The sequence below is a fragment of the Acrocarpospora catenulata genome, assembly GCF_018476525.1.
Taxonomy (GTDB): Bacteria; Actinomycetota; Actinomycetes; order Streptosporangiales; family Streptosporangiaceae; genus Acrocarpospora; species Acrocarpospora catenulata.
Window position 1 is genome coordinate 34,042 of record NZ_JAHCST010000011.1, and the last position, 23,560, is coordinate 57,601.

Below are 23,560 nucleotides of genomic sequence, written 5' to 3' on the forward strand. Positions count from 1 at the left end.
GAAGGAAAATCCCCCATCGTCGGAGCTGATGAATCCGTGGCCGGACTACAGCTTCAGCTGGACGGTCTCTCCTGGGAGCACGACGGGGACCACAGGGCACTGAAGCCCGACCAGCTGATCGTCGAGGCCGGGGAGACCGCAGTCGTGCTGGCGGGCGACGCCGCCGACGCCGGGACCTTCACCGATGTGCTGTTGGGGCAGGCCTGGCCGCTCAGGGGCAGGATACGGATCGCGGGAAGCGAGATCACCTCGCTCCCCACCGAGGACCGCGGCATCGCCCTCGTACCCGCGGGCGGCGGCCTCTTCCCCCATCTGACCGTCGAGCAGAACATCGGCTTCGGAACGCGGAGGCATCGCCGCGACGGCTTCCAGCGGGGGCGCGTGAACTACGTGGCCGGGCGGCTGAGCCTCCAGGGGTTTCTCGGCTGGCGACCGTACGAACTCTCGCCCGACGAGAGGCTCCGCGTGGCGCTCGCCCGCGCGATGTGCCGCTGGCACGCGGCGAGGGCCGTGGTGATCGAGGACCGCGCCGGATACACCCCCTGTCACGCGGCGGTGAGCGAGAGCTTGAAGGCTTATCCCGACCTCCCAGTCCTGGTGGTCAGCGATGACAGGCACCGGGTCGAGACGCTTCGCGCCCCCAACCGCTCCTGGGAGGTCGTGGATGCGGATGGATCGTAGGCAGGCCCTGACCATGTTGTCCGGCCTGGCCGCGGCAGGGCTCGCCGGATGCGGCGGGGAGCCTCCGCTGCGGATCGCCGTGGTGTGGAGCGGCTGGGAGTTGAGCCGCTTCCGCGACATCCTGGACGAGCGCAACGCCGTCGTGTACTCGGCCGGAGACAACATCGCCGCCCTGATCAGAAACCCGGTGGCCCGGACGGCCGCCCCCGACGTGGCGATCGTGCCGCGAGGGCTGGTGGAGGACCACGCCATCTGCACCCGGCTGCGAACGGTCTCCTCGAAGAACGATCCCCCCTACTGGCAGGAGCTCCTGCGCTGCGGAGCGGACGGGTCGATCAAGGGGGCCTGGTTCAAGGTCGCGCACAAGTCGCTGGTGTGGTACCGGCCGGAGGCGGTCCCGGACCCTCCCGCCGACTGGGAGTCGTGGGTGCGGATGTGCGAGAGCCGTGCCGCGAGCGGGCACCCGCCGCTCGCCATCGGCGCGGCCGACGGCTGGGTGCTCACCGACTGGTTCGAGAACGTCCTGGCCGGGCTCGATCGGGACACCTACCGGACGCTGCACGAGAAGACCGGCGACTGGTCGCAGGAGTCCGTCAGGGAGGCGCTCCGGCGGCTGGCGCGCTTGTGGTCCATCGAGAACCTCTTCCCCGGCGGGGGCCGGCGGGCGCTGATCACCCAGTTCCACGACTCGATCCTCGACGTCTTCCGGTACGGCCGTGCGGACATGGTGGCCGCGTCCGACTTCGCCTGGCCGGTCATCGCCCAATACCGCTCACCCGGCCAGGCGGCGCGGCGCTTCCGCTTCCCCGGGCCGCGCGGCCGACCGGCTCCGCCCGTGGTGGCCGGAGGGGACGCCGTGGTGGCGCTCAGGTCGAGCGGAGATCGCGGCGGGAGGCTGGTGGAGAAGCTCACCGGAGACGAGGGCGTCAGCCGGCTGGAGAGGTGGGCCGCAGCTGGCGGCTTCCTGTCCCTCAACCCCCGGGTCCAGGGCTATCCGCCCGAGCTCCAGAACTTGGCGCAGGAGGTACGCGGCGACATCGAGTTCGATCTCTCCGACCGGCTCACGGGCCGCCTGGCCGGCGGAAACGGCCAGGGCCTCTGGCGGGTCCTCACCGAGCTCTTCGCCAAAGTCGCCGTCGACGGGCAGCACCCCGACCAGGTCGCGGACAGCGCGGTGCAGGCGTTGCGGGTGCTCAGCGAGGCGGGAGAAGGGTCGTGACGGGCGGAGACTCCTTCCTCTTCGAGGTGACGCCGCACCACGACATGCGCGCACCGGCCACGTGGCATGGCCAGAGCCGATGGGGAGCCTGGGGATACCTGCTCCCCGCGGCCGTGCTCGCCGTGGTCGTCCTGCTCGCCCCACTGGTCGCGACCGTGGTGACGAGCGTGACCGGCGCCGAGGGCGCGGGCGGCTATCTGGAGGTCCTGACGGATGAGGACGTCTGGCTGGCCCTGGTCCACAACGCCGTGTGGCTGGTGCTCGCCCTGGTGGTCTGCGGGCTCGGGCTGGGGCTGGCCTGGCTCTCCCGGGACGCGGGCCCGCGGATGCGCCGGCTGCTCCTCACCGTGCTGGCGCTACCCGCCGTGACCTCGCCGCTGACCGCCGGAGTGGCGTTCCGCCTGATCTTCGACGCGAATCCCAGCCGGGGCGTGGTGAGCGCCCTGCTGCCGGGCGACGTGCTGTTCCTCGGCCCCGGCTGGATCTGGCTGGTGCTCGGCCTGGCGTTCGTCTGGCAGTGGACGGGGCTCGCGTACCTGGTCTTCCACGTGGGCCTGGCCAACGTGCCCGTGGACCTGCTGCGGGTGGCACGCGTCTTCGACGCCGGGAGGCTTCGCCGGCTTCGCACGGTGGTGTTCCCTGCCCTGTTCCCGACCGCGGCCGTGGTGATGCTGGTCGTGCTGACCGCCGCCGTCCGCGTGTTCGACCTGGTCCTGATCGGCGCGCCCGGTTCGATCCAGACCGAGGTGGACGTGGTCGGGCTCTTCTGGTGGCGGCACCGGAACGATCTCGGGGACGGGCGGGCGTCGGCACTCGCGATCCTGCTGTTCGCGCTGGCCGTCGCGGTGGTGATGCTCGTCATCTGGCGGCTGCGCCGGGACTGGCCGGAAGCGGGGCCACAGCGGGCGGAGCCGCACGCGCCCGTACCGTCGCGTCCCCGGTGGGGCGTCCAGATCCTGGCCGCGGCGGTGGCCCTGGCGTGGGGATTTCCCTTCGTCACGCTCCTGGTCACCTCGTTGCGGTCTCCGGACGCGGTGGCCACGTCCGGGTGGTGGTCCGGCGGCTACGGCCTCGGATCGTACGGCGAGGCCTTCGCCGACGGTTCCTTCGCCGGCGCGCTGGCCGCCACGGCGCAGCGCGGGCTACTGGTCGCCGTCCTCGTCGTCCTGCTGGCCGTGCCCGCCGCCTACGCTCTGACACCGGGGCAGTTGCCTCGACGTACGCGCCGGATCGTGGCGGCGGTGGCGGTCGTCCTCGCGGTGCTGCCCCCGCAGGCGCTGGCCGTGCCGCTCGGAGAGGTGCTCGGCACGTTGCTGGGCAGCGCCGTGATCCTGAGTTTCGTGCACACCGCGCTGGTGCTGCCCCTGGGGGTGCTGCTGCTGCGCAACGCCTTCACCTCGGTGCCCCGCCCGGTGGTGCTGCGCCCGCTCGCGGAGGGGCGTTCCGCGATGATGCGGATGACGATCGAGAGCGGTCCCTCCGTGGTGGCGGTCGCGGTGCTGGCCTTCGTGCTCACCTGGAACGACCTGGTGGTCGGTCTGCTGCTGAACTGGCCGGCCGCGGACCAGGCGCCGCTGATCGTGCTGCAACAGGCGCGCCAGTTCGCGACCTCGGCCGGTGGGCTCACCGCCCAGGCGGTCGTACTGACGGCGGTGCCGGTGCTGCTGCTGTCCGCGACCGGTAGGTGGCTGATCAGGGGCCTGACGCAGGGGGTGCGCCGATGAGCCGACCCCGGAAGCCCAGGCCGCGACCGGCTCGGCTGCGCTCGGTGCTGCCGAGGAACCGCAAGGAGCTGGTGGCCGTCGCGGCGACCTTCGGCCCCTCGCTGGGCGGGACCATCCTCCTGGAGTTGGCGTTCAACGGCCTGCTGCCCCTGATCCCCGTCGGGCTCGTCATCGGCACGGCCCTGTTCCTGATCTCCACCAGATGGCTTCGTACGCGCGAGAAGGTCTCGCCCCGCCCCCCGATGCCACAGCACCTCCCCCCGAGGGTCGATCCGCTGATCGGAAGGGATGCCGAGGTGTCCGACGTGGTGGAACGGGCCCTGGAGCGGGGCCTGGTCGTGGTGCGCGGGGTGGCCGGCATCGGCACCTCCGCGCTGGCGATCAACGCCGGGTGGAAGCTGGTGCGGCAGACCGACCGGCAGTACTACGCGGACCTTCGCGGACAGGACAGGGGCGAGCCCGAGGACACGACAAGCGTGATCGAACGCGTGCTGCGGACGCTCGGCCTCCCGCTCGGGCCCATCGAGAGCGCGGACGTGGCGGCGCAGGACGTCTTCGCCGTGCTCCGGGACACCGGCCGCGTGCTGCTCCTGGACAATGTCGAGCGGTGGAGCCAGGTGGCGTGGCTGCCCCGCCACGTGCCGGGGAGCTGGATCATCGTCGCCGGGGACCTGAAGGCCGGCGCGGACGACGCCGTACCGACCGACGTGGCGGTCGTCCAGCCCGGTCCGCTGGACCCCGACGACGGCGTGGCGCTGCTGCGCACCCAGATCGCGGCCGACCGCATCGAGGCCGATCCGGCGGCCACCGCCAGGCTGGCGGGCCTGTTCCTGCGCCGGCCCGCCATCGCGGTCGGGATCGGCCGCTGGCTGGGCGACAATCCGCAGGTCCCGATAGCCGCGCTGGTGGCCGACCTGGAGCAGGGGCCGCAGGACCACACGCTTCAGGTGCTGCTCGCCAAACAGCTACGCCGCGTGCGACCGGCGGCACGGCGCCTGCTGGCGCTGCTGGCGCGGGCGCCGATAGCCGAGCTCGGAGGCGACGGCGCCGCCGCCCTCGCGGGCGGGTCGGAACGTGACGCCGAGCAGGCGATGGAGGAGCTGAACCAGCACGGCCTCGTGGAGAAGGTACGGGAGTCGCGGGTACGCGTGGTGGACGCCGCCCGCGCGATCGTGACGCCGCCGGACGACTGGGAGGCGGCGTGGCAGCGCCTGGTGGAGCGCTTCGCGGATCGAGCGGACTTCTTCGCCGAGCGGCTCCCGCAGGACGAGGCGCGAGACTGGTTCGGCATCGAGGACAAGGCGCTGCTGCGGATCCTGAAGACGCGTCGGCCTGCCTCGTGGGCGGCTGGACCGCTGTGGCGGATCGCGGACGCCCTGGAAGTGTGGTTCCTCCTGGAACAGCGTCACAAGGAGAGGCGCGAGACCGCCCGCGCCCTGGCGTACGCCGCCAAGGCTCTCGGCGACGCGGACGTCTGGGCGACCGCCGAGCTGAGGCTGTGCCTGATCGCCCTGGTGCTGGGCGAGCCCCGCGTGGCGCAGCAGCACCTCGACACCGCCGCGGGCCTGCAGGACCGCGTCGAGTCCTGGCCCGCCCAGATCCATCTGGCGCGCGCGGCGACGCTGCTGGCGACCGGCGACGAGTTCGCCGCCGTCGAGGCGTCGCTGGTGCGGTACGGCCAGGCCCTGCCAAGCGGGGACACCGCGGGGCAGGCCATCCGGTGGATCAACATGGCCGTGCTGCAGATACGCCGAGGGCAGGTGCGCGGCTTCGAGGGCGGCACCGACGAGGCGAACCGCCTGTACGCGGACGCCCTCGCGACCCTGGTCCAGGCCCTCGGGATCGCGCGGGAGGCAGGTGACGTGCACGCCGAGGCCCACACCCGGGAGCTGCTTGCGCTCGTCCACTGGTACATCGGCTGGGCACGCGACGCCGCGAGCGACTGGAAGAAGGCCGTCCAGCTGTACGCGCGCTCGGGGGACACGATCGGCCGGGCCCGCTGCCAGGTGCACCAGGCGGCGGCCCTGCCGGAGACGAGTCGCCGGGAGGCCGCGAGGCTCCTGCGGTCGGCCCTGCGACGGCTACCGGCGACCGGGGTGACCACCGCGCTGGCTCGGTTGCACCTTGCCTCGGCGGATCCGAGAAGTGCCCTGGCGCAGTGCGAGAAAGGACTGGCCGCACTCGCCCCGTGGGACGGGATCGCCGAGCCCCTCCAGGTCACCGAGATACGGCGGCGACTACTTGACGTACGGCCGGCGGGTGGGCCTGCAGGGACGCTTCCGTAGGTTCGGGTGCCGCGCCTGCGCGTGATCCCGCTGAACATCGTCGTAGCGCGTCGGCGATCCGGCTTATCCACGGACTCGCGATCCCTGGTTCCCGTTCCGGCGAGGCCGGAGAGTATCCAAAAGAAGACCACACCACCGCATCAGGGAGACGCATGCAACTCGGCATCCACTTCATGAACTTCGCCTTTCCCACCGGAGCCAGGGAACTGGCGACGACCATCGCGGAGACGGCCAAGACCGCCGATGAGGCCGGCGCGACATGGTTCACCTTCATGGACCACTACTTCCAAATGGAACAGTTCGGCGGTGCCGCCGCGCCGATGCTGGAGGGCTACACCGCCCTCGGCTTCGTCGCGGGACAGACCCGCAACCTCCGCCTTGGTCTGCTGGTCACCGGCGTCACCTACCGTCACCCCGGCCTGCTCGCCAAGATCGTCACTACGCTCGACGTACTCTCGCAGGGCCGCGCGATGCTGGGCTTGGGAGCCGCCTGGTACGACCGCGAACACGAAGGTCTCGGCGTGCCCTTCCCGCCGCTGGGCGAGCGGTTCGAACGACTCGAAGAGACGATACAGATCGTGCGGCAGATGTGGAGCGATGACGACGGACCCTACGACGGCGCCCACTATCGTCTCGCCGAGACCGTCAACGTCCCCCAGCCGCTACAGCAGCCCCGGCCACCGATCCTCATCGGCGGTACCGGTGAGAAGAAGACCCTCCGGCTCGTGGCCAAGTACGCCGACGCGTGCAACATCTTCGCGATGGGACCCGAGGTCGTGAGGAGCAAGCTCGACGTGCTCGCCCGACACTGCGAGAACGAGGGCCGCGACTACGCGACCATCCAGAAGACCATCCTCGGCGGCCCCGACCCCCTCGCCGACACCGACGCGTTCCTGGCAGAAATGGAACGCTATGCGGCGATCGGCATCGACCACGTCCAGCTCGTGCCGTCGACCTCCGACCCCGTCGCGTTCGCCGGACAACTGGGCGAACGCGTCATTCCCCGCCTGGCCGACATCACTGCCTGACGCGGTCCTCCCGGATCACCGCCCGGCGCGTCATTCCCCGACCCGGAGCCGTCCCATAGCAGGCAGTCGCGGCGCTCGTTCAGCTCCATCGGCCTGTCCCGCTCGACTCCTCCGCCTCGCACCCGCTCATCGCTGCTTTCGTTGGGCACCGCGTGCATGCTCCGTCAGAGCCTCAACAGGCGATGCGCGGAGGTGATGTATGACGACCAGAAGTTGTCCTGTGAGGGTGTGGGCCCTCAGCCAAGGGCCTGCATCCCGATCACAGACAGCAGGTGCATCTTGTCGTGGCTCTCGCTGCCAGGAATGGCGGTGTAGACGAGCAGTGAGTGGGCCTGGCCAGGGTCGACCAGTCGCTGGCACGTCAGCTCAAGGGCGCCCACTTCCGGGTGGATGAAGTGCTTGACCTCGTGGGGGCGTATCCCGATCTCGTGCTCGTCCCACACCCGCCGGAACTCCTCGCTGCGAGCGAGGAGCAGGTCGGCGAGGTGCGCGGCTCGGGAGCCGGGGCCACGGAGGGTGGCGATCTCGCGCAGCCCCGAGGCGTACATCCGGGTAAGGAACGAATGTTCCTCGGGCGCGTAGAGCTTCCGCACGGCTGGATCAGTGAACCACCGGTCCCCCACGCTGCGGGCGGGCCCGGTGTACCGAGTCGTGTCGCCGGTGAGCGCGACGCCCATCGGGGTCTGCCGCAGGGTTTCGCCGAGCTCGGTGACGATCTCCGCAGGAGTGTCGTTCAGGCGATCGAGAATGCGCAGCAGGCCGGGGCTGATGTGCTCGCTGACTCCGCCGCGGGCGGGCGGATTCTGTCCCGCGAGGCGGAACAGATGGTCTCGCTCGTCGAGCGACAGGTGCAGCCCCTGGGCGATCGAGGCGAGCATCTGGCTGGACGGCTGCGGCCCGCGTTCCCGCTCAAGGCGGGAGTAATAGTCGGTCGACATGTGGCACAGCGACGCGACTTCCTCGCGCCGCAACCCGTTGGTCCTGCGACGGAGACCGCGCGGAAGACCGACGTCCTCGGGTTGCAGCACCTCCCGACGACTTCGGAGGAACTCCGCCAGCCCGGCGCGATCGATCATGGCATTCCTCTTCTCGCAGTGTTGCCTCGTTTCTACCGTCCTCGTACGACGCCGACCACGGATCGCTGATCCCACCCTCCGGCAGAAGGGCGGCCTGGTGAGCGTGGCACACCCGACGACGCGGTCACCCGCCAGCCCCGCTGCGCCAGCCAGATCGCGTCGCCCCCCGCAACCCAGATCGCCGACGCCGCGGAATACCTCGCCGGCGATCTGGCGGGAGGGTCAGCGGCCAGTCGCTCCTGATCGCGGGCGGCGCTCAGTGACCCAGGGCCCACTGCCGGACCCCTCGCATCCGTGGATCGGTAGTCCCTGGAAAGCCGCCGCGGCGTCCAGAACCGTGGTTCCGAGACGACAACACAAGGAGCAGAAACAATGCCACGCCAAGCAATCGACATCACCATCCCGGACCTAACCGGAAAGCGCGCGATCGTCACCGGCGCCAGCGACGGAATGGGCCTGGGAATAGCCGCGCGACTCGCCGCCGCGGGTGCGGAGGTGATCATGCCTGTCCGCAACCCCCGCAAGGGCGAGAACGCGATCGCGCGGATCCGCCAAAGCGTCCCGAACGCGAAGGTCTCACTGCGCAGCCTCGACCTGTCGTCACTGGAGTCGATCGCGGCCCTCGGAGACACCCTCCGCGAGGAGGGTCACCCCATCCACATCCTCATCAACAACGCCGGAGTGATGACACCGCCAAGCCGGCAAACCACCGCGGACGGCTTCGAACTCCAGTTCGGCACCAACCACCTCGGTCATTTCGCCCTCGTCGGCCACATCCTCCCGCTTCTGCGGGCAGGTCGCGCCCGCGTCACCTCGCAGATCAGCATCGCCGCGCGCCGTGGCGCCATCAACTGGAACGACCTGAACTGGGAACGCGACTACCGCGGGCAGCGTGCCTACAGCCAGTCCAAGATCGCGTTCGGACTATTCGGTCTCGAACTAGACCGCCGCAGCAAGGCCCACGGATGGGGCATCACCAGCAACCTCTCCCATCCCGGAGTCACCCCCACCAGCCTCCTCGCCGCCCGCCCCGAACTCGGCCGCAGCGAGGACACCCCCCAGGTGCGCCTGATCCGCGCGCTCTCGGCCCGCGGCATCCTCCTCGGCACCATCGACTCCGCGAAACTACCCGCCCTGATGGCCGCGACCGACCCTACGGCCAAGTCCGGTGCCCTCTACGGCCCCAGCGGCCCCGGCCACCTCGGCGGCTCACCCGCCGAACATCGGCTGTACCCACCGCTGCGCAGCCCCGACGACGCCAAGCGCATCTGGCAAACCTCGCAGCACCTCACCAAGACCGCCATCCCAACCACCTGACCACCGCTGCGGCCCTTGTGGCCCCGAGAGCGCCCGATCGGGTGCCGGATCAACGCCTTCTTGCTTGAGGTGACGGCGTAGACCATGGGCAAGATCACGAAAGTTGATCCCAGGCGACCCAGACCAGCCGCTCAACGCCCTGGGAGCTCCCGATCTACACAACGAAGGATTCAGTGCCGGAGGTGATCCGTGTTCTCGAAGCCTCACACGAACATGGACGCGTAAATTCCAGGTGAGGGGAAGGAGTGACGATGAGCGCAACCTACGGCATGTCGCCTCCCGTTCGTTCGGATGACGCGCACCCGTTGCGGACTATCCGGGAGATCCGCGCGTCCTTGCCTGGCGGCCAGCTCGGCCACTTCGACGCCGAGCTCGCCGAGACCGACATCTCCGAGCTGGAATCGATGCTCACCCGCTGGGCCACGCTTGCCAACGACGGCTTCGAGGAGTTCCTCCTCTCGACTCCGTTCGAGGACCTGGACTTCGGGGGGCGCTCCTACGATGAGCGACCGGAGAGCGAGTGATCTACCTTCTCGACACCAACGTGGTAGCCGAACTTACGACCAGGCCCAAAAGCAGGTCGCAGCCGTCGCTGATCCTCTGCGCAAGGCGTGGTACGGCCAGGCGCTGGCCCAGATCCGGATCGACTATCGGGACCGGATCGCCTTGATCGGCGAGCGGGAGGCAGGGGCGTACCTGGCCATTCATAAGACCCTCAAGAGCGCCGGGACAAGCATCGACCCGCCCGACGCCCTGATCGGCGCAACCGCCATGGCCAACAACTGGACGCTGGCCACCCGCAACACCAAACACCTGGCCCGAACAGGTGCTCGCGTGGAGAATCCGTGGGAGGAACGTTCGGCGTAGAAATTCAGGGTCAGGGGCGCGTAATGCGGCCCGGCAAAGCTCTGCGGGGTAGCCGATGGCTGCTCGTTGGTTGCTCATGGGCACGATGTAATGGCCTGGAGAGCCCTGCGGCCCTCAGCCCGGCTTCCTGGGTGGTGACGTTAACGACGAGCCGCCAGGCGATGTTCGTGCGAGAATCCATGATCGTGAAATCTTTGGCCGCCGGAGTGTGCATCGCCGTCCTTGCCAGTGTTGTCCTGGTCCCGACTTCCGCTGCGGCCGCCGCCGACCCCGTCGCAGCGGTAAAGCGGTTGATGGCGCAGGGGCGTACGGCGAAAGTCATCGAGTGGGGCACGGTAATGCTGGGCGGCCGGGGACGCACGGTTAACAACATGGCGAGCCTCTTCGACTACCACTTCGAGCGCAAAGGCTGGCTGGAGCTCGGGAAAGGCGGCGTGGTCGCCTCCAATTTGACGCGGCGGGTCATGTTCAAGCGGCCGGGCACGCTCGCAATCGCCAAGGAGGACGCGGCGGGCGGCGACCTGCAGGCCAAGAGCCTGCTGGCGCAGACCAGCATCCACCGTTCGGCGAGTGTAAGAGGCCGCCTCTATACCGCGGGCAAGCTGTACGCCCCGGCACTGCCGAAGGGGAAGACGTGGGCCTATCGCGGCAAGACCGTCAGTGGCGGCGCCTTCACCGATCAGATCATCAACATTTTCGAGCCGAGGACACTGCAGCGGTTGCTGTCCGACACGTACGAGAAGAAGTTCGTCGCTGGGCCCGCCTTCAATGATCCGACGGGGCGTGTCCACAAGGACGCCTACCTCTACAGGGGCAAGCTGACCTTCTCCGACCTCTACGCCGTATCTCCCACTTTCCAGGCACTCGCCCAGACCAAGCCGGATGAGTCCTATGGACCGGCCCTGGTCTGGTGGGACTTGTGGACGGACAGGGCGGGCACGCCACTGCGGTTCTCGATCATGTGGGACACCTATCTATCAGGGCTACTATTCCTCGCGGGAGCGCGCCGAAGGAAGCACGATCACGGACTGTTGCGCCGTTGGAAGGCGGATCGAGCGCCGGAAGGTGCTCGGCGGGCTGGTCAACGAGTATCACCAAGCTGCGTAGCCGCTCAGAGAATCCCAGCTCAAGCCCTATGCGATGGTTTTGAAGCGGTACAGTCCTTGACCCGCCGCCTGACCGGCAACCACCTCCACCTGGCGCTGCTTGTCGGCACCGGGGCTGTCAGCGTAGCCAGAGGCTTGGATGCGAGAGGTGCTGGCACGGCTGAAGCAACGCCAGATAGCCGTCCATTGCGCGCCACCTGAAGGCACCGGTCAACCGCGTGGGCGTCGGCCGCGGATCACCTCGGCGACGTCGTCGAACTCGGGCAGCCCGCCCGCTGGGCCGGAGACCGCGGCGACCTTGCTGGAGTGGGGCGGCTTGACGGGGAGGTTGGACCTCCAGCCGATGAAGTCCGTTCATCCTGATCGGGTGGTTGCTGCCGACGGGACTGGTGCGGCCGGTACATGACCGTTTAATGATCGGCATACTCGACCAGGACCGATCACAGGTGCCGCTCACCATAGATCAGCACACGGTCGGCGCACTCTTGGAGTGAGTGCTATCGACGATAGCGTCGGTTACTGGTGTGGCGCTCATTTATAGTTCGCCAGAAAAGCCGATGCAAAATCGCGCGGAACGCCATGTTTATAGAATGCCAGAGACACGAAATCCTCCAGGGTTTCGACTGCGTTCAACAGCGGCACGTAGACCAGAGGTGACAGCGTCGCAGGCCACCCCTGAACGGCCGCAATCTCGTAACCGCTTTCCGCCCAGCAACCCCATTCTCCCGAGTCCCCAGTAAAAGCAACCACCTCAGCCGAGAAGGCGAGAGCTCCGGTCACATCCCCCCCGGGTTCCTCGCTAATCGTTTCCCAGTATTCGTCTTCACTCGCAGTCGAGGACAACACGGCCGCCGGGTAGACGCCATATTCCGGCGCATAGTATGAGTCGCCGTCCGGGGCAACCACCAGCAGATAGACCCTGTCGTCGGCGTAGGTCCGAGCCAGTTCGCGAAGCACAGGCCAGAAGTGTCCACCGAGCGCCACTGCGAACTCCGCAAAAACTGTCGATTCCCGAGGGCTTTTGAAGACCATTCCGGGTAGGCGAGCATCAAGATCGAAGACGCGTTCGACCCTTGCCTGGATGTCACGATATTCGCCTCGACTGGCCACCAAACGACTGTCCACCAACTCTAGCCACCCAACCTGATTTTCAGAGATGCCTACTTAGCTCCGGGCTTGAAATATTCAGCCGTCCATCCATCATAGGACTTGGCTGCGCTCCGCAAAACATACTTCGCGCCATCCGCGGCCTCGTTTCGGATAGGCCCGCTTCCGGGTGACCAGGCCGCCGATGCCAACGCAGCAGAGTGACCAGCCGGTGCGCCGAAGCGCTTTCGGCAACACGCGGGCGTCACCGCGCGGTTACCGATAATTCGCCACCTGCCGGACTCAAGATTTGCATCCAACGCAATGACCATGAATTCAGGCCGGTCAAGATCGAGCTTGTCGAGATCCATAGAAGCAGATCTTCCGACACGAATCGAAAACGTGGCCAACAGGAAGGAATGGCCCTCAACTGCAACGGCCTGACCGATACATGACCGCGCGCTGGTTGCTGGAACCAGGATAATATCTCCTTCCTGGATGCGCATACATCGCCTTCTGCGACTCTACAGATCCTTAGTATTTTCACAAACTTGCCCCCGGTCCATGCTTCCAAGTGCAAGCAGGTCGCCAACCTCATCATTCCGCAGCAAGAGATAGGCGATCCCAGAATCATCGACTGCTTCCATGTGGACATACGGAACGGAATTTCTATTGATAAATAGCCTCAATTTTGCTCCATCGTTTTGATCACAGATGGTAAGCACCCCGATCATGACCTCCTCAACAAGAAGCGGTGTGGCGGCCTGGAGCAGCAAGGCGGCCGTCAGGATCGCTGGCACGGCAATGGCATCTTGCCACTGCCGTCGCGAAAGGCTCTGGAACTGAGGGAAGACAGGCCCATTATTGTCGGGGTCGTCGATGTAGAAGCTGTTGATGAAGAGCTCGTAGTCTAGTGCGCCTTGGTCCTGCCGCCTCGGGGAATGAGGAGCGAGCTCAAAGAATGTGAGCACCAGTGAATTGAGCTCCCCACGCCGCCATCCTCGGTCGATGAGATTGGTCAGCCGAGAAGGTATCACCAGAGATGAAAGATGTTCCAGGTTGATTTTGCCGAGGATCTCGGCCATGCGTCTGTTAGTTTCCAAGTTCACATCCCAGAAATTGGAGTGCCTTCTGAAGCTCCAGCTGGGAAGCTTGATTGTTGGCAATCCAACCCAACCCCGCTACACCGAGTGGAAAGAAATTGTCGGGCCGTAGTCGGTGTCTTCATCAGTCACAGTGACAAGGAATCTCATGGCCGGAAACGCCATCCCCAGGGCGGCCATCCACATCTCACCAACCCGTATCGCGAGCTCGGACAGGACCTGATACTCGGCCGACGATTTCGATACTATGGCGTCCCACAAGTGCACGTGGTTCACAACTGATTCGACGGCATGCAGGTCTCCCTTCAGCTCGCCGAACCAATTGTCAACCGCCTGCTCCTCGAAGAGGAACTTGAGAAAAACGCCTCCGCGATATTCCGTGAACTGCGGCCAGAAGAGAAGGGATACAGCCGCAGCCTCGCCCACTGTCACGCTGGACAGCAGGAACGTCCTGGGGTCAAAGGCCCCATTGGCACTGATGAAACCATCCAGCTGGGTAATTTTGCTGAGATCCACGCCCGCCAACCTACCTGCTCTTCTGCCTATTTCCAGTAGGCAACGTGATCCGCTTCGTGTGCACGACAGGAGTCTCATCTCTGCTCATGAGCGGGAAGCATAGAGTCCGTCAGCGACAATTTCTGCTGTAGGCGACAGCACAACCGGGCAGCCCGCGTTGGGACGATGAACGACTTCCCTGCCAGAACCTGCAGGGCCTCGCGGTCACTCATGGCGACCCACGGTCACGAGACCTGCCGCGGCCTGGGGCTCCTGTCTTCGCAACTCAGCACGGGCAAAATCAGTAGCCGGTTCCCGAGCGGATCGTGCCCGGATCCTTCGGCGTGCTGGGGCCCGACGATCTGCTCCAGGGCGCGATCACGCCTGTGGTCCGCGAGCCGGTCGCGAAACTGCCCTCCGGCAAGGTCGCGCTGGCTGTCGGTGACGCCTGGATCACCAACGACCCGATCACCGGTCAGGGGGCGAACCTCGGCTCGCACTGCGCCTGGGTCGCCGCCGAGGCCATCACCACCGGTGGCCCTTATGACGAGCGGTTCGCGCAGGCCGTGGCCGACTCGATGTGGGAGGTGGCCGGGCCGGTCACCGACTGGACCAACGCCTTCCTCCAGCCTCCGGCCGAGCATGTGCAGAGGTTCCTGGCGGGCGCCGCCGCTGACCCGGAACTGGCCGCTCTCTTCGCCGACCTGTTCGGCGACCCGGTGCGCGCGTGAGCGCTGCTGTCGGATCCGGCCAAGGTCGACGCCCTGTTGGCGTCCCGAAGCCACTCCTAGTCCGACCCGAACGCGTCCGTGGGTGGGTAGAGCGAGGACAGGGCCGTCGCGGTCGCGGTCAGTTTTGCGCGGAGGGGTGGGGGTTCGAGGATCTCGCATTCGGCGCCGAGCTTGAGGAACTCGGTGTGGGCGTGGGTGAGCGACTCGATGGGGACCGTCGCGGTGATCCAGCCCAGGTCGTCCGGGGTGGAGGCGGTGTCGTTCACGGCGTTGACCACTTGGGAGCTCATGCATTCGCCCAGGCGGATCCGGCCGACCGGGGAGAGGCGGATAACCGCGTTGCCCTGGATGAGGCTGGCGCGGAAGTCGACCAGGTGGTCCCGCCAGAAGGTGACGAGGTCGAAGTCGGCGGGGCGGGTGAAGGTCGCCGCGGTCACGTGGAGGTCGAGGATCTGGTTGACGCGGTAGGTGCGCAACGTTCCCTCGCAGCGGGCGACCAGGTACCACTTGCCCGCTTTGAGCACCAGCCCGTACGGCTCCAGCGTGCGCTTGACCTCCTGAGGTTCGCGCCAACGGTGGTAGAGGACCTGAATGACGCGTTTGTTCCAGACGGCGTCGGCGACGGCGGGGAGGTGAGGGACCTGGTCGCCGTCGTGATACCAGCCGGGGGCGTCGAGGTAGAAGTGTTCGCGTACGCAGCGGGAGCCTTCGCGCAGGTCCGGTGGGAGGGCTGCTTCGATCTTGAGCTCGGCCGCGGCGGCCAGTGCGCCGAGGCCGAGTTCGGCGGCGGGGCCGGGGAGTCCGGCGAGGAACAGCGCCTGGGCTTCCTTTTCTGTCAGGCCGGTCAGGCGGGTGCGGAAGCCGTCGAGCAGCTGGTAGCCGCCGTCGTGGCCGGCCTCGCCGTACATGGGGATGCCCGCGGTGTGCAGGGAGTCCACGTCCCGGTAGATGGTGCGCACACTGACTTCGAGCTCGTCCGCGAGCTGCTGCGCGGTCATGCGGCCACGTGACTGCAGGAGGAGGAGTATCGACAGAAGCCGGGAAGCTCGCATGTCTGCTGACAATACGTGTCAGTGGAGTGTTTCTATCGTCCGGGCATGACATTCGTCCAGAAGGAGATGCGGCCGGCCGGGCTCATGCGGATCGACGGCCGACCGTACAAGTGCTATCACGTGGACCGCGCGGGCCATGAGCTGGAGCCCGAGGTGGTGAAGGCGGCGGAGGAGTTCGTTCCCCAACTCGTACCGCCGCTCGCCGATGACTCCCCGGCGGGGTGGATCGTCGTTCACCGAGGGGACGACAGCGGCGCTTACCTGCTCGTCTACACCTGGGCGTGGGACAACGTGGTGGAAACGCACACGGCGTCGGCCGGCCAGCCCGCGCTCGGGTGCCCGGACTCCGATCCCACCCATTTCGTGCGCAATCCGCAGCGGTACGTGGGGTGTGTGTGGGAGTTGGCCGTGCTGGAGTACGAGCGGGCCTCGTTCGTACGGCACATGCTCGCACCCGACGAGCCAGACCTGGACGCGTACCTGGCCGACCTGCGCCCGGCCGGAGAGGTGGGACGATGAACAACTTTGATTTCCTGGTCGGCACGTGGGACGTGCACAGCCGGAAGCTGCTCAGGCGCGGGGTCGGCGACGACCAGTGGGTGGAGCACCCGGCCAGGATGGTCAACCAGAGCTTCTTCGGCGGCGCGGGCAACTTCGACGAGATCACGTTCCCGACGGAGAGCTACAACGGGGCGACCGTACGCCTCTACGACCCGAAGACGGATCTGTGGTCGCTGCACTGGATCGACGGCAGGGTGGGCATGGACCCGATCCCCTGCGTGGGCCGGTTCGGGGACGACGGGGTGGGCCGGTTCTACGCCGACGAAACCTGGGAGGGACGACCGATCCGGGTACGGTTCGTCTGGTCCGCGATCACTCCCACCTCCTGCCGCTGGGAGCAGGCGTTCTCCTGGGACGACGAGGCCACCTGGGAGATCAACTGGATCATGGACTTCACCCGGGTGAACTAGCCGGCCCGCTGCCCGACCTGCCCCATCGCGACCCCCGCTTGCCGGTCCTGCGGCGCGCCAGGGCCGTATCCCGCCCGGATGGACGCGGTCGTGATGCTCGAATGGCTCCTGGAACGCGACGTGAACGCTCTGCTGAGGTTGGATGCCGAGCGTGCGGGTGTCCGGCCCTGGACCTTCCACGCGAGCGGCGGATTCCAAGGGGAAAGGTGGACCGTTCGGGCCGATGCCGACTCCGCGGAGGAATGCCTCGACCGGGCTCGCGTCGCGCTCAGGGCCCGCGGACTGGAGCTACCCGAGTAGGAACATCAAGGTGACGGGAGCCTGCCGGCGCGCAGGTAGGCGATGCCCATGTCCAGGGCGGCCTCCAGGTGGGTGGTCTGGCCGGTGGACATCTGGATCAGGACGCCGCCCTGGATGCAGGCGAGCAGGGCCGCTGCCGCGCGGTCGGCGTCCAGGGCCGGGTCGATTTCGCCGGCGTTCTGCATGTGCCGTACGCCGGTGGCGAGCTCGGACTGCCAGCGGTTCATCAGTTCGGTGACCACGGCCTGGGCGCCGGGTGTGCGGTTGCCCAGGTGTGCGGTGACGGAGTTGAGCGGGCACAGGCGGCCCTGGCGCCGGTAACGGTCGACCACCGTGTCGCGCCAGGACTGCCAGGCGGGCCAGGAGGTGAGGTCGCTGAGGTGGGGCCGCTGGTCCTCCAGTACGCGGTCGGCCTCGAGGCGGGCCACGGCCAGCAGCAGTTCCTCCCGCCCGCCGGGGAAGTAGTGGAACAGCTGGCTCTTGCTGGTCGCGGTCCTGGCCAGCACGTCGTCGAGGGCCGTGGCGGCCACGCCGTGCTCGCGGATGTGCGCGGCCGCGCCCTCCAGGATGCGCTGCCGCGTCGCGGCTCCCTTACGGGTCAGCGGGCGCATGGTCACCTCTCCAGGAATGGACTGTCCAGGCCATACTAAAGGGATTTTGGACTTGCGAGTCCATTTTTTGCTCCGCAAGCTGAGCGGACAAACGGCTCAGAACGGAGTTATGTCCCCATGTCTCTCGATCACTACTACTTGCTCGGACGTTCCGGGCTGCGCGTCAGCCGGCTGGCCCTGGGCACGATGAACTTCGGCACAGGCGGCTTCCACGCCGCGTACGGCAAGACCGAGGAGGAAGCCCGCCCGATCTTCCGCCGCTACCTCGAAGCGGGCGGGAACTTCATCGACACCGCCGACTTCTACACGGCCGGCGAGAGCGAGATCATCCTCGGCAACCTCATCGCCGAGGCCAAGGTACGCGACCGGGTGGTGCTCACCACCAAGTTCACCAACAGCGTCGACCCCGGAGATCCGAACGCGGGCGGCAACGGCCGCAAGCACATGATCAGGGCGGTCGAGGCGTCACTGCGCCGCCTGCGTACCGACTACATCGACCTGTTCCTGCTGCACACCTGGGACCGGATCACTCCCGTCGAGGAGGTCATGCGGACCTTCGACGACCTCGCCAGGGCCGGAAAGATCCGGTACGCGGGCCTGTCCGACGTGCCCAGCTGGTATGCGGCACGCGCCCAGACCCTCGCCGAGGCGCACGCCCTGGTACCGGTGATCAGCCTGCAACTGCCCTACTCCCTTCTCGACCGGATGATCGAGCTGGAGCACGTCGCGATGGGGCAGACCCTGGGACTCGGCATCACCGCGTGGAGTCCGCTCGGCGGCGGCTTCCTCACCGGGAAGTACCGGAATGCCGGCCAGGGCCTGGCCGGGGAAGGCCGGCTCACCGGCGGCGGCTCGCCCGCGCGCTCGTGGACGGACCGGGAATGGCGGCTGCTGGCGACGCTGGAGAGCGTCGCGGGCAAGCTCGAGGTGACGATGGCCCAGGTCGCCCTCAACTGGGTCGCCACCCAGCCCGGGGTCGCCTCGGCGATCATCGGGGCGAGCGGCGCGGACCAGCTTGACGCCAACCTGGCCGCCCTCGACTTCGAGCTGCCGCCCGAGCTGCGCGCCGAGCTCGACGAGGCGAGTGCCGTCCCGCCGCAGTCGGTCTACCGGATGTTCACGCCGGACTATCAGGGCTGGCTGGTCAGTCCGGGCGTCAAGGTCGGGGACAAGCCGACCGGGTACGCCCCCGCCGTGCGGAACTGGATACCAGCTTGGTGAATCCTCTTTCTGTCAGTTTGACAAAAAGCTAGTCTCGTCACATGACCGATGCCCAATGGTCGGCGCCCGCCGTCCTGCTCGCCGTCGACCTGGTGATTCTGACGTTGCGCGAGTCAAGCCTGCAGGTGCTGCTCGTCGAGCGCGGCGTCGAGCCGTACCGGGGGGCGCTCGCGTTGCCCGGCGGTTTCCTCCAGCACGCCGAGGAGAACATCGTCGCCGCGGCCCACCGGGAGTTGGCCGAGGAGACCGACATGGACGTCGAGACCCTCGCCCTGGAGCAGGCGGGGGTCTACGGCGACCCCGGGCGGGATCCGCGGGGCCGGGTCGTGTCCGTGGCCTATCTGGCGATCGCGCCACGGCTGCCGGAGCCGACCGCCGGATCGGACGCGTCCGGCGCCGGATGGCAGCCGGTCGATCGCGTGCTTTCCGGAGACCTGGAACTCGCCTTCGACCATCGGCGGATCGTCGCCGACGGCGTCGAGCGCGCCCGCGTCAAGCTTGAGCATTCCGCGCTCGCGACGGCGTTCTGCGGGCCGACCTTCACGATCACCGACCTGCAGGAGGTGTACGAGGCGGTCTGGGGGATCCGGCTGGATCCCCGGAACTTCTACCGCAAGGTCCAGAAAAACGACGGCTTCATCGTCGCGGCCGGTTCGGCGCGCAAGTCCGCGACCGGCCGGCCGGCCCGGCTGTTCAAGGCGGGCCCGTGCAAAGTCCTGTATCCACCGATGGTCCGGCCCAACGGGCCGTCGTCACCAGAGGAGCAGTAAGTGAGCCACCGGCCGGTTGTGATCCTCACGGCATTGGATCTGGAGTACCAAGCGATCCGCGACAAGCTGACCGACCTTCGCCCGCGCCGACACCCGCAGGGCACCCGCTTCGAGATCGGCCGACATGCGAACGGCCGGTGCCAGGTGGCGCTGGCCCATGTCGGCAAGGGCAACCACGCCGCGGCGGTGCTGGCCGAACGCGCCATCAACGAGTTCGCCCCGGCCGCCCTGCTCTTCGTGGGCGTGGCGGGCGCGCTGCACTCGCACATCTCCCTCGGGGACCTCGTGGTGGCGACGCACGTGTACGCCTTCCACGGCGGGACCAGCGAAGACGACGCGTTCAAGGGCCGTCCGCGCGTCTGGGAAACCGCGCACGCGGCCGACCAGATCGCCCGGCACGTCGACCGCGGCCGCTCGTGGCTGGGCGGCCTTCCGGACGGCGATCGCAGGCCCCAGGTGTACTTCGGGCCGATCGCCGCCGGCGAGGTGGTCCTGAATTCGCGGATCTCCGCGCACGCCCGGTGGCTCAACGAGCACTACAACGACGCGCTGGCGATCGAAATGGAAGGCGCCGGTGTGGCGCAGGCCGGGCACCTGAACCGGTCGCTGCCGGTGGTCGTGGTCCGGGGCATCAGCGACCGGGCCGACGGCACCAAGCAGGCCACGGACCGCGAGCAGTGGCAGCCGCGAGCCGCGGCCAACGCGGCGGCGTTCGCGGTCGTCCTGGCCGAAGAGCTGACCGCCGACGAACAGGATGGCGGCCTACCGATGGAAGCAGAGCTGACGAGGAGCCTGACCGTGCACGAGACGACCCGGAACATCGCGACAGGGAACGCCCGGGTGGGAGTTCAGGCCGGCACCGTACACGGCGACATCCGCATCACCATGGACCCGGCCCCACCGTCAGTTCCCGCCCAGGAAGAGTCATGACGGTCCCGACCAACGTGGCCGGGGATTTCGCGCACGTCGGGATGCAGGCGGGCACCGTCCACGGCGACATCACCGTCTACACGACATCTCCGGACGCCTCACCTGAGGAGAAGTTCGAAACGGGCGTCTACTTTCTTGAGGGCGGCATGCCGGGACGGGCCTGGCAGCTTATCCGCGAAGTCGTGGCGACCGAATACGTCACCAACCGGATGTGCTTCTACTGGCTGCTCGCGCTGACGAGCGGGAGAACGCGGCACGAACTCCCGAAAGAGGATGCCGCACTGCTGCGGGACAGGCGGCGCGTACTTCGCGTCGTCGGCGATGGCGCCTGGGCGGACGGCGTCAGGATGATCAACCGGCTGCTGGACTGCGCGGAGCAACCCGACGCCGACCTGCGCCTCCTCTTCAAGGAGTTCCAGGTGCTGGGCTACACCCAGCGCAGCAGGATTCTCCGCCATCTTGAGCTGTTCCTGGACGGACCGCTCAAGGACCAGATGTGGCAGCTCGCTCTGACGCGGGCCGAGTCGGAGCGACTGGCCGGTGATCGGGTGGATCGGGTCTGGAAGTTCTTCCAGCCCCAGCCGGCCGGACCGCGCAGTCGTGAGCCGTTACCTGTCACGATCCCTATGACCACCTGGTTCCAAGCCGTGCCGGCGACGGCCGTCCTGGTCGTGGCGGCGGGCCACATCGGTTCCCTGCTGGCCTGGTACGGCCGACCGACCGCGTTTCTCGCGTACCTCGTGAGCATTGCCGGGGGCTACTTCGGTGTGCGTAGCGGCCTGGAATGGCATTTCCGTACGATGCGGCGTCGCGCGAAAGACGGGGACTTCGCGGCTGTCCCCCACAGGACGAGCGCACCGCCGGGCGGTTTCGCCAGGAAAGTAGACCAGCGCTTCGACTACTACTTCGCCAAATACGTCCCAGAAGGGATGAGCCGCGATGCGTGGCTGACCCTGACGGCGGGGATCCGCAGACACATGCGCGACGAGACGGTCGAGGTCTATCGGGAGAGGAGAACCAGCGCCGAGCAGATCTCCTGGCTGATCCGGTACCGGGCCGCAGACGTCAAACGTCGCTGGTGTAATGGCACGCTGTGGGAATACCGCCGGGAACTCGCCACCCCTGTCCGCACGAAAGCGGCGGCTGTCGGCGGGATCGCCCTCCTGGCCGGAGGTGGGACCTTGGCGGCGGGCGGCGCGGTGCTGGTCAGTCCGCTGAGCGGCGTCGGCTCGATTTTCGTCGCGCTGGCAGGCGGGTGGATCGCCGCACGCGCCTGGCTGCACATCGCCCTGGAGCGCCGCCGGTACGCGGCCGACAGGTCCGAGGCCGAACAGGACAAGGCTGAGATCACGGCGGCCTTCGCGGATTGGCAGGCGACTCTGGCCGACAGACCCGACGACCGGGAAATGGCCGCCTGGCTGGACTGTGACAGAAAGGTCCTGCTGAACGAGGCGTTGCGGCACTACAGGCTGAGCATGAGCGACGTCATCTCGCACGCGTTCATCGAAGCGCCGGCTCCGTCGACCGCACGCGCACGCGTCCGGGGCGGTCCTTGGCGCTATACGAGGTATCAGCTTCTCCTCTTCGTCCTCACCGCAGACGGGGTACGTCAGATCACCGTCAGCCTCGATTTCCGGCAGGGCACATTCCATGACCGGAAGCGGGCGAACTACCGCTTCGAGAAGATCGCCGCCGTACGCGTCAACCAGGCGGACAACCATGAGCAGACCTTCGAACTCGCGCTGGTCAACGGGACTGAGATCCGGGTTCAGGTGATGGCTCCGGAAATGGAGGAACTCCAGCAAGGAGAGAACTCAGGAGAGGTGTCCGAGGTGACGTTGGACGCCGCGGGTCTGCACCACACACTGCACGTTCTGGAAGGGATCGCCGCGGAAGGAAGCGCGTGGCTTGCGCAGGAACACCGACGCGGACAGGACCGCATGAACGGACAGAGCCGTATGACCAACAGGCGGGACCGGATGCCCTGACGTTCACGGGAGAGGCGGATACAGCGCGAAAGATTGCGGGGCAAGATGCGGCGCAACATCGCTAGCATCGGGGTGCGAGCTGATCCGCGAGCTGTGAGGCGGTCGATGGTGGCCGGCTATGACACCCCGTCCGTGCGGGAGCGCAACCTGGCGAAGGAATTACGGACGCTTCGCCGGGCGGCTCAGTTGCAGGGGAAAGATGTGGCCGGGCGGCTGGGGTGGTCGGCTTCCAAGGTGTCGCGGATCGAGAACGGGCGGATCGGGATCGGGGTGGAGGATCTCGAACTGCTTATTGCGTTGTATGCCGTGCCGTACGAACGTGCCACGTTTCTGCGGCGGCTGGCCGACTCGATCAGGGCCAAGGGGTGGTGGGACGCCTACCGCGAGACGCTCAATCCGGGGTACGGCAGTCTGATCAAGCTGGAGGCGGGCTCGTCGGCGCTGCGCTCCTACTGCGTGCTGGTGCCGCACGCGTTGCTGATGACGCGGGATTTCGCGCGCCAGATCATTCTGCTGGCGCCGCAGAGTCCGTCCGCGTCGGAGCTGGAGCACCGGCTGGAGGTGGTGCGCCGCCGTCAGGAGGTGCTCCAGGCGCGCGGCGACCGGGAGCCGCTCCAGCTGTCGGTGATTCTTGATGAGTCGTTCCTGCACCGGCGGGTGGTGAGCCCCGAAGGTGACGAGGCGGGCCGGGCGCTCATGCGACAGCAGCTGGAACGCCTGCTGGCCGACGCGGAGCGGCCCAACGTGACGCTGCGGCTGCTGCCGCTGACGGTGGGGCTGCCGCCGGTGACCGTGGGGTCGTTCTCGATCCTCGGATCCACCGCCACCGGCTCCCCGGATGTGGTTTACATGGAGAACAAGTCGCGCATCTTCTTCATCGACGCGGAGAGTGAGGTCAACAGTTACGTGCAGGACTTCGAGCTGATCGCGTCGTGGGCGCTGACCCCGGCCGCCTCCGCCGATAGGATCCGGCGCCGCGTCGCCGACCTGGACAGTTGA

25 protein-coding genes are annotated in these 23,560 nt (G+C 67.6%); 18 read left to right on the plus strand and 7 right to left on the minus strand.

Annotation, left to right across the window (positions count from 1 at the left end; all coding sequences use genetic code 11):
* Positions 1 to 36 precede the first annotated feature (36 nt).
* The 5 genes from KIP79_RS13550 to KIP79_RS13570 all read left to right on the plus strand — a co-directional run bounded on the left by KIP79_RS13550 (position 37) and on the right by KIP79_RS13570 (position 6,937).
* Complete coding sequence (locus KIP79_RS13550; protein ID WP_214105125.1) at positions 37 to 681, plus strand: ATP-binding cassette domain-containing protein; 645 nt, start codon at positions 37 to 39, stop codon at positions 679 to 681.
* Entirely contained in the window at positions 665 to 1,900 is a 1,236-nt protein-coding gene (locus KIP79_RS13555) for a hypothetical protein (protein ID WP_214105126.1), read from the plus strand. Before KIP79_RS13550 ends, KIP79_RS13555 begins: the two co-directional genes overlap by 17 nt.
* Positions 1,897 to 3,624, plus strand: coding sequence for an ABC transporter permease subunit (locus KIP79_RS13560; protein ID WP_214105127.1), 1,728 nt, complete (start codon positions 1,897 to 1,899; stop codon positions 3,622 to 3,624). The genes KIP79_RS13555 and KIP79_RS13560 overlap by 4 nt, the downstream gene beginning before the upstream one ends.
* Positions 3,621 to 5,909 (plus strand): hypothetical protein, encoded by a 2,289-nt coding sequence (locus KIP79_RS13565; RefSeq protein WP_214105128.1) that lies wholly within the window; start codon positions 3,621 to 3,623, stop codon positions 5,907 to 5,909. Before KIP79_RS13560 ends, KIP79_RS13565 begins: the two co-directional genes overlap by 4 nt.
* 152 nt (positions 5,910 to 6,061) lie before the next feature.
* Complete coding sequence (locus tag KIP79_RS13570; RefSeq protein WP_214105129.1) at positions 6,062 to 6,937, plus strand: LLM class F420-dependent oxidoreductase; 876 nt, start codon at positions 6,062 to 6,064, stop codon at positions 6,935 to 6,937.
* 236 nt (positions 6,938 to 7,173) lie between these two features.
* On the opposite strand, the gene KIP79_RS13575 is transcribed toward KIP79_RS13570, so the two are convergent.
* Positions 7,174 to 8,013, minus strand: a complete 840-nt coding sequence (locus KIP79_RS13575; RefSeq protein ID WP_214105130.1) for a helix-turn-helix transcriptional regulator — start codon at positions 8,011 to 8,013, stop codon at positions 7,174 to 7,176.
* Positions 8,014 to 8,385: 372 nt separating this feature from the next.
* On the opposite strand from KIP79_RS13575, the gene KIP79_RS13580 reads away from it, so the two are divergent.
* From KIP79_RS13580 to KIP79_RS13595, 4 genes are all read left to right on the plus strand, one after another.
* Complete coding sequence (locus KIP79_RS13580; protein WP_214105131.1) at positions 8,386 to 9,330, plus strand: SDR family oxidoreductase; 945 nt, start codon at positions 8,386 to 8,388, stop codon at positions 9,328 to 9,330.
* A 251-nt stretch (positions 9,331 to 9,581) separates the two neighbouring features.
* Entirely contained in the window at positions 9,582 to 9,854 is a 273-nt protein-coding gene (locus KIP79_RS13585; RefSeq protein ID WP_214105132.1) for a hypothetical protein, read from the plus strand.
* Positions 9,832 to 10,197 carry a PIN domain-containing protein gene (locus KIP79_RS13590; protein WP_214105133.1) on the plus strand — a complete coding sequence of 122 codons (366 nt, stop codon included), beginning with the start codon at positions 9,832 to 9,834 and terminating at the stop codon, positions 10,195 to 10,197. Before KIP79_RS13585 ends, KIP79_RS13590 begins: the two co-directional genes overlap by 23 nt.
* Positions 10,198 to 10,328: 131 nt before the next feature.
* Complete coding sequence (locus tag KIP79_RS13595) at positions 10,329 to 11,504, plus strand: hypothetical protein (protein ID WP_214105134.1); 1,176 nt, start codon at positions 10,329 to 10,331, stop codon at positions 11,502 to 11,504.
* A 330-nt stretch (positions 11,505 to 11,834) separates the two neighbouring features.
* Here the strand turns inward: KIP79_RS13595 and KIP79_RS13600 are convergent, their stop codons facing one another.
* The 4 genes from KIP79_RS13600 to KIP79_RS13615 all read right to left on the minus strand — a co-directional run bounded on the left by KIP79_RS13600 (position 11,835) and on the right by KIP79_RS13615 (position 14,008).
* The gene (locus KIP79_RS13600; protein ID WP_214105135.1) at positions 11,835 to 12,413 is read right to left on the minus strand and encodes a hypothetical protein; all 579 of its coding nucleotides are present in this window, start codon (positions 12,411 to 12,413) and stop codon (positions 11,835 to 11,837) included.
* Between the two features lie 50 nt (positions 12,414 to 12,463).
* Complete coding sequence (locus KIP79_RS13605) at positions 12,464 to 12,895, minus strand: hypothetical protein (protein ID WP_214105136.1); 432 nt, start codon at positions 12,893 to 12,895, stop codon at positions 12,464 to 12,466.
* 18 nt (positions 12,896 to 12,913) lie between these two features.
* On the minus strand, positions 12,914 to 13,474 hold the full coding sequence (locus KIP79_RS13610; protein WP_214105137.1) for a hypothetical protein: 561 nt from the start codon (positions 13,472 to 13,474) through the stop codon (positions 12,914 to 12,916).
* 96 nt (positions 13,475 to 13,570) lie between these two features.
* Positions 13,571 to 14,008 (minus strand): hypothetical protein, encoded by a 438-nt coding sequence (locus KIP79_RS13615; protein ID WP_214105138.1) that lies wholly within the window; start codon positions 14,006 to 14,008, stop codon positions 13,571 to 13,573.
* 305 nt (positions 14,009 to 14,313) lie between these two features.
* Here KIP79_RS13615 and KIP79_RS13620 point away from each other — a divergent pair, with 305 nt between their 5' ends.
* Complete coding sequence (locus KIP79_RS13620; protein ID WP_214105139.1) at positions 14,314 to 14,718, plus strand: NAD(P)/FAD-dependent oxidoreductase; 405 nt, start codon at positions 14,314 to 14,316, stop codon at positions 14,716 to 14,718.
* A 56-nt stretch (positions 14,719 to 14,774) separates the two neighbouring features.
* Here the strand turns inward: KIP79_RS13620 and KIP79_RS13625 are convergent, their stop codons facing one another.
* Positions 14,775 to 15,770: a helix-turn-helix transcriptional regulator gene (locus KIP79_RS13625; protein ID WP_214105140.1), complete on the minus strand. Its 996-nt coding sequence runs from the start codon at positions 15,768 to 15,770 to the stop codon at positions 14,775 to 14,777.
* A 45-nt stretch (positions 15,771 to 15,815) separates the two neighbouring features.
* Here KIP79_RS13625 and KIP79_RS13630 point away from each other — a divergent pair, with 45 nt between their 5' ends.
* From KIP79_RS13630 to KIP79_RS13640, 3 genes are all read left to right on the plus strand, one after another.
* Positions 15,816 to 16,289, plus strand: coding sequence for a hypothetical protein (locus KIP79_RS13630; RefSeq protein WP_214105141.1), 474 nt, complete (start codon positions 15,816 to 15,818; stop codon positions 16,287 to 16,289).
* Positions 16,286 to 16,741: a hypothetical protein gene (locus tag KIP79_RS13635; protein WP_214105142.1), complete on the plus strand. Its 456-nt coding sequence runs from the start codon at positions 16,286 to 16,288 to the stop codon at positions 16,739 to 16,741. Before KIP79_RS13630 ends, KIP79_RS13635 begins: the two co-directional genes overlap by 4 nt.
* A 78-nt stretch (positions 16,742 to 16,819) precedes the next feature.
* Positions 16,820 to 17,041 (plus strand): hypothetical protein, encoded by a 222-nt coding sequence (locus tag KIP79_RS13640; RefSeq protein ID WP_214105143.1) that lies wholly within the window; start codon positions 16,820 to 16,822, stop codon positions 17,039 to 17,041.
* 5 nt (positions 17,042 to 17,046) lie between these two features.
* Here KIP79_RS13640 and KIP79_RS13645 read toward each other — a convergent pair whose 3' ends face one another.
* Positions 17,047 to 17,652 carry a TetR/AcrR family transcriptional regulator gene (locus tag KIP79_RS13645; RefSeq protein WP_214105144.1) on the minus strand — a complete coding sequence of 202 codons (606 nt, stop codon included), beginning with the start codon at positions 17,650 to 17,652 and terminating at the stop codon, positions 17,047 to 17,049.
* 117 nt (positions 17,653 to 17,769) lie between these two features.
* Between KIP79_RS13645 and KIP79_RS13650 the strand changes: the two genes are divergently transcribed.
* The 5 genes from KIP79_RS13650 to KIP79_RS13670 all read left to right on the plus strand — a co-directional run bounded on the left by KIP79_RS13650 (position 17,770) and on the right by KIP79_RS13670 (position 23,560).
* On the plus strand, positions 17,770 to 18,873 hold the full coding sequence (locus tag KIP79_RS13650; protein WP_214105145.1) for an aldo/keto reductase: 1,104 nt from the start codon (positions 17,770 to 17,772) through the stop codon (positions 18,871 to 18,873).
* A gap of 41 nt (positions 18,874 to 18,914) precedes the next feature.
* Positions 18,915 to 19,643, plus strand: coding sequence for an NUDIX hydrolase (locus tag KIP79_RS13655; RefSeq protein WP_214105146.1), 729 nt, complete (start codon positions 18,915 to 18,917; stop codon positions 19,641 to 19,643).
* Complete coding sequence (locus tag KIP79_RS13660) at positions 19,644 to 20,573, plus strand: 5'-methylthioadenosine/S-adenosylhomocysteine nucleosidase (protein ID WP_214105147.1); 930 nt, start codon at positions 19,644 to 19,646, stop codon at positions 20,571 to 20,573.
* 146 nt (positions 20,574 to 20,719) lie between these two features.
* On the plus strand, positions 20,720 to 22,561 hold the full coding sequence (locus KIP79_RS13665) for a hypothetical protein (protein WP_214105148.1): 1,842 nt from the start codon (positions 20,720 to 20,722) through the stop codon (positions 22,559 to 22,561).
* 93 nt (positions 22,562 to 22,654) lie between these two features.
* Positions 22,655 to 23,560, plus strand: a complete 906-nt coding sequence (locus KIP79_RS13670; RefSeq protein ID WP_214105149.1) for a helix-turn-helix domain-containing protein — start codon at positions 22,655 to 22,657, stop codon at positions 23,558 to 23,560.

Bases quoted from the DNA above. Each gene is read 5' to 3' on its own strand.
- KIP79_RS13555 (WP_214105126.1), top strand. From the start codon at position 665: ATGCGGATGGATCGTAGGCAGGCCCTGACCATGTTGTCCGGCCTGGCC.
- KIP79_RS13565 (WP_214105128.1), top strand. From the start codon at position 3,621: ATGAGCCGACCCCGGAAGCCCAGGCCGCGACCGGCTCGGCTGCGCTCG.
- KIP79_RS13570 (WP_214105129.1), top strand. From the start codon at position 6,062: ATGCAACTCGGCATCCACTTCATGAACTTCGCCTTTCCCACCGGAGCC.
- KIP79_RS13575 (WP_214105130.1), bottom strand. From the start codon at position 8,013: ATGATCGATCGCGCCGGGCTGGCGGAGTTCCTCCGAAGTCGTCGGGAG.
- KIP79_RS13580 (WP_214105131.1), top strand. From the start codon at position 8,386: ATGCCACGCCAAGCAATCGACATCACCATCCCGGACCTAACCGGAAAG.
- KIP79_RS13585 (WP_214105132.1), top strand. From the start codon at position 9,582: ATGAGCGCAACCTACGGCATGTCGCCTCCCGTTCGTTCGGATGACGCG.
- KIP79_RS13590 (WP_214105133.1), top strand. From the start codon at position 9,832: ATGAGCGACCGGAGAGCGAGTGATCTACCTTCTCGACACCAACGTGGT.
- KIP79_RS13605 (WP_214105136.1), bottom strand. From the start codon at position 12,895: ATGCGCATCCAGGAAGGAGATATTATCCTGGTTCCAGCAACCAGCGCG.
- KIP79_RS13610 (WP_214105137.1), bottom strand. From the start codon at position 13,474: ATGGCCGAGATCCTCGGCAAAATCAACCTGGAACATCTTTCATCTCTG.
- KIP79_RS13625 (WP_214105140.1), bottom strand. From the start codon at position 15,770: ATGCGAGCTTCCCGGCTTCTGTCGATACTCCTCCTCCTGCAGTCACGT.
- KIP79_RS13630 (WP_214105141.1), top strand. From the start codon at position 15,816: ATGACATTCGTCCAGAAGGAGATGCGGCCGGCCGGGCTCATGCGGATC.
- KIP79_RS13635 (WP_214105142.1), top strand. From the start codon at position 16,286: ATGAACAACTTTGATTTCCTGGTCGGCACGTGGGACGTGCACAGCCGG.
- KIP79_RS13640 (WP_214105143.1), top strand. From the start codon at position 16,820: ATGGACGCGGTCGTGATGCTCGAATGGCTCCTGGAACGCGACGTGAAC.
- KIP79_RS13645 (WP_214105144.1), bottom strand. From the start codon at position 17,652: ATGCGCCCGCTGACCCGTAAGGGAGCCGCGACGCGGCAGCGCATCCTG.
- KIP79_RS13650 (WP_214105145.1), top strand. From the start codon at position 17,770: ATGTCTCTCGATCACTACTACTTGCTCGGACGTTCCGGGCTGCGCGTC.
- KIP79_RS13655 (WP_214105146.1), top strand. From the start codon at position 18,915: ATGACCGATGCCCAATGGTCGGCGCCCGCCGTCCTGCTCGCCGTCGAC.
- KIP79_RS13665 (WP_214105148.1), top strand. From the start codon at position 20,720: ATGCCGGGACGGGCCTGGCAGCTTATCCGCGAAGTCGTGGCGACCGAA.